Below are 3,599 nucleotides of genomic sequence, written 5' to 3'. Positions count from 1 at the left end.
CCTCGCGGCGGTCGATGGCGGCTTTCATGGCCTGAAAGCCGGGGCGGCGTGTGTGACGGCCGGTTATCTCCTCATCGCGAAAGATATGGACCAACTGCCAGTTATGCGTCTCGCATAGACGACTGCCCATGGCGATCTGGTCATCAATGGAGGTGGCTTGTTGCAGATCTGATGAATACCTTGCGTAGATTGCGACGCGTTTGGTCATGGTTTGCGGTCCTGCTTGGGGGGCTGGTTGAGGTTTGCGGCGTGCTGGTGGGCGGCGCTGCGGGCCAGCAGGGTGATGAAGGCTGCGAGCGTGTCGGGGACGGCTGCGGGCGGGTCGGCGGGGCTGTCATTGGCGGGGGTGTCGGGCTTTATCGGCGGCGTGTGGTCTCCAGATCAGGCACAAGGCAACTGAAACGGAGATGGGTCCCGGCGCGTGATCAGGGAAATCGGTCTCAAACGGCCCTTCGGCGGCGCTCGATGATGAGGGTCTGGCGCGGCTGGCCGTTGCGCTTTTGGGTTGTGATGGTGCGGCGGTGGGAGCGGGTGCGCGGCAGGTTGCGGCTGCGCTCTGGTCTGGCGCTGGTGTGGTTGTGGGCATCTGTTGTGATGATTCGTAGGCTGGTCGGTGCGGTGCTGCCGCTCTGGCGGTTGGGGCTGGTCCCTGTGTCATGCCTCCAGAGTTTGGTCTGCGGGCTGGTTTGCACGGTGACGTGCCGGTTGTGCTTTTGTCCGGGCTGTCGCTTTCTGGAGCGACCGCGGGGGCGGTCTGCGGTCAGGTCTGGTCCGATCTGGTGGCAGAGGGTGGTCAGTCCGGGCAGGTGTGGTGCGGGCAGCTTGCCGATGACTGGCGTTGCTTCCGGGCCAACGTCGAAGCGCGGGTCACTGGCGGCGACCGTGATCCGGCGGGCGAGCACGAAGCGGGTGGGACGGCGCAGCCCGGCGGCTTGCAGGTCGTCCGCTGCGGTGATGGGCAGGTCCAACCCGCTGTTGGCATGGTCTGGCGCGGCGGTGCCATAGGCCAGCGTCAGACCTGTGCCGCCGTTTTGGCAGGCGATAACGAGGCAGGGCCGGATTTTGCCGGGGCGGCCCTCGGCCAGCGGGAAACGCAACAGGACGATGGTTCCGGGGCGTGCCCGGTGAAGGGGGGTGGTCATGGGGGATCTCGTGATTGAAGAAAGGACTGCGGTGCAGATTGTCCTGCACTGCGGGCATGCCCGTTCAATCGGAGATGCCGATGAAAACGCGTCCGGGCATATGACCCGCGTGGCCGATGCCGCAGACCGTATCGCACAACAGCTTACGGCACATGTGATGCTGGTCCATCACACCGGAAAGGACATTGAGCGCGGCAGCCGTGGCAGTTCAGCCCTCAGGGGTGCAGTCGATACCGAGCTTTCGCTGGTTCCGATGAAACAGGGGCTGGTGCGGGTCGCGCAAGAAAAGCAGCGGACGATGCCGAAAGGGGACGATGTATTTTTTATGACGCAAAGAGTTGTGCTGGGGTTGGATGAGGATGAAGATGAACGCACGACGGTGAAGGCTATCGAAGCCAAGGCCCCTGCGCGGCTGAACCCGGCAAAGCCGGTGCAGGGGCCAAACTCGATTCCGCTCTCGAAACCCTGCTGTATGTCTGGAGCCAGACTGGGCACCATACCGGCGGCTTTACTTCCCGTGACGTCCTGAATGCCCTGCCGCCCGGACTGGCCGACGATATCGACCCTGACAGCCAGATGAAAGCCGTCAGGCGCGCGCTCGACAAGATGGCGCAGAACCCCGCTCGCGTCAGGCGAGATGGGAATATCTGGAAACTCATCAGGTGACAGGTTCGGATCTTCAGCCTATCGGTGGAGGTGAACAGCGCGGGTGAACATGACCGCCGGTGTGGCTGTCCTTTATGGTTGCGGCCCTGCGGGGCGGCGGGGGATGAGGTTGCCGAAGCCGCCCTCGCCATCCGCCGGTTTGACATAATCATAGATCATGGGCGGCGATAGTTGGGCCAGCATGACCAGATGTTCGATCACGGGCAGTCTGTGCAGGTTGCGAACGGGATAGGGGCCGCCATAGGTATAGGCCGGAATGAAGCCATAGACCTCGCCAGGGTCAAGTTCGCCCAGGTTTTCCAGCGCCCAGGGGAAGAGCGGGATCATGTCTTCGTCTTTCCACTCAAGGCGATGGGCGCCGTCGTTGATTCGGCCATATATTTTTATAAAGTCGGTTTCTGGGTATTTTTCACTTGGCCCTCGTGACGTGACGGTTCCGAACATAAGGTCAACCGTCATTATCCATTCATCGCCCATAAAAATATCGATCATCCCAAGGGCATTATATCCGAACGGGATCAGGTCATCGACATGGTATTCCGGGTCACCGGTGAACACCTGTTCCAGCACCGGGCGCAGATAGTCAGGGTCGCAGACCCAATATTGCCCCTTGCTGAGTGATCCCCAGCCCTGTTCCTGCCACCAGCGCAGCAACAGATCAGGCAGCCGCCCGCGCCATTTTGCCAATTGCTGTTCAGTGGGAAAGGTCGGATGCGCTGGCGGAGCGCGTTTCTCGACTAGCCAATCATAAAAATCCTGTTCCGTATAAGCTGTCATGTCCTGTTCTTTCCTAACAGATGTCAAGGACCACCCCGACCGAGGGGCATCCGTTTCGTTGCTGTTGCAGTGCGTGGTTAGCCACCTGCTGCGCTCGTCCCCAGCGCCATTGTGACCCGATGGAGCTGTTTTCTGCCAGCCCGCCGATTCGATTCTGCAAGGGAATCGAAGGATCGGCAACCGATCTGTAATCCCCGCCCGCGACCATATCAGGGTTATGCAGCGCGGCAACGGTCGCCATATGGGCATCAAGTTCGGCATCGGCGTCTCGACCATAAATACGCCGGTATTCGTCCTCTTTCGTTGCCCGATAGTCCGCCCTCGTCCGTTCTTGCAACGGCTCTGACAGTTTCCGTATTCCTGCCGGATTGGCCAGATAGGCCCCGCGATGGCCCAGCATTTCACCCGGTGTCATCCGGTTCAGCGCCGCCTCTTGCAACTTGAGCTGCCGGTGAAACTCTTCGCGGTCGATATTCGTGCTTACCGGCATGAAGCAGATCCGCGCGATTGTACAGCGCCGACGCCGGGGATCTTCATCCACCCGCACAGACGGCCCGAGGTCAGGGAGCGGGATCGGCCTTGTGTTGTTTTCCGGTGCGGCAGATGGTGCCGCAACAGCCGGCCTGCCTGCAGTTTCGTCGCGATACCATTTTTCGAGATCAGGCCTTAAAGCAGGATTGCTGCGATATCGCCTGTTTGCCTCTTCCGCTGTCCTGCGGCGGAAAGGATCTGGTGACCCAAGATCACGGACCCATGCCGGAAGTGTTCCGTCCCCAAGTTGAGAGGGGGTCAGCGCGCTGATGACAATCCCGGCCGGGCCGCTAAGAAACCGGCCGAATTTACCAAGCCGGGTTAGCCGCGCCCCCATGCCCGAAGGCGCGGGCTTTGTCGGGGGTGTCGAACGCCATTGCGGATCGTTGGCTGCGGGTGGAAATGGTGCGGTCCGCGCAGGCAGGCGTGCTGGCGCGGGTCTTGGCGTCTGAGGCTGTGGTCTTTGGACCGGCGGCTGCTGTT

The 3,599-nt window shown here is 61.4% G+C and carries 5 protein-coding genes; 1 reads left to right on the top strand and 4 read right to left on the bottom strand.

All coding sequences use genetic code 11. The features are described from left to right. Together Q4G24_RS16495 and Q4G24_RS16490 are read right to left on the bottom strand one after the other, a co-directional pair. A partial coding sequence (locus Q4G24_RS16495; protein WP_303367624.1) for a recombinase family protein occupies positions 1-208 on the bottom strand: 208 nt, incomplete at its 3' end. 232 nt (positions 209-440) lie between these two features. Beyond that, positions 441-1,142: a hypothetical protein gene (locus tag Q4G24_RS16490; protein ID WP_303367623.1), complete on the bottom strand. Its 702-nt coding sequence runs from the start codon at positions 1,140-1,142 to the stop codon at positions 441-443. On the opposite strand from Q4G24_RS16490, the gene Q4G24_RS16485 reads away from it, so the two are divergent. Next, on the top strand, positions 1,141-1,671 hold the full coding sequence (locus tag Q4G24_RS16485) for an AAA family ATPase (protein WP_303367622.1): 531 nt from the start codon (positions 1,141-1,143) through the stop codon (positions 1,669-1,671). The two genes, Q4G24_RS16490 and Q4G24_RS16485, sit on opposite strands and share 2 nt — an antisense overlap. A gap of 209 nt (positions 1,672-1,880) precedes the next feature. Here the strand turns inward: Q4G24_RS16485 and Q4G24_RS16480 are convergent, their stop codons facing one another. Then, positions 1,881-2,585: a GAD-like domain-containing protein gene (locus tag Q4G24_RS16480; protein ID WP_303367621.1), complete on the bottom strand. Its 705-nt coding sequence runs from the start codon at positions 2,583-2,585 to the stop codon at positions 1,881-1,883. A gap of 13 nt (positions 2,586-2,598) precedes the next feature. Next, positions 2,599-3,075, bottom strand: coding sequence for a polymorphic toxin type 15 domain-containing protein (locus Q4G24_RS16475; protein WP_303367620.1), 477 nt, complete (start codon positions 3,073-3,075; stop codon positions 2,599-2,601). Between the last annotated feature and the right edge of the window lie 524 nt (positions 3,076-3,599).

Source organism: Paracoccus sp. (in: a-proteobacteria), from assembly GCF_030538695.1.
GTDB lineage: Bacteria > Pseudomonadota > Alphaproteobacteria > Rhodobacterales > Rhodobacteraceae > Paracoccus.
Note: the sequence above shows the minus strand (reverse complement) of the source record. Positions and strands in the feature narration are given on the sequence as shown.

What these genes read in the sequence shown, in the direction of transcription:
- Q4G24_RS16480 (WP_303367621.1), bottom strand. Translation starts at nt 2,585, where the DNA reads ATGACAGCTTATACGGAACAGGATTTTTATGATTGGCTAGTCGAGAAA.
- Q4G24_RS16485 (WP_303367622.1), top strand. Translation starts at nt 1,141, where the DNA reads ATGGGGGATCTCGTGATTGAAGAAAGGACTGCGGTGCAGATTGTCCTG.
- Q4G24_RS16490 (WP_303367623.1), bottom strand. Translation starts at nt 1,142, where the DNA reads ATGACCACCCCCCTTCACCGGGCACGCCCCGGAACCATCGTCCTGTTG.
- Q4G24_RS16475 (WP_303367620.1), bottom strand. Translation starts at nt 3,075, where the DNA reads ATGCCGGTAAGCACGAATATCGACCGCGAAGAGTTTCACCGGCAGCTC.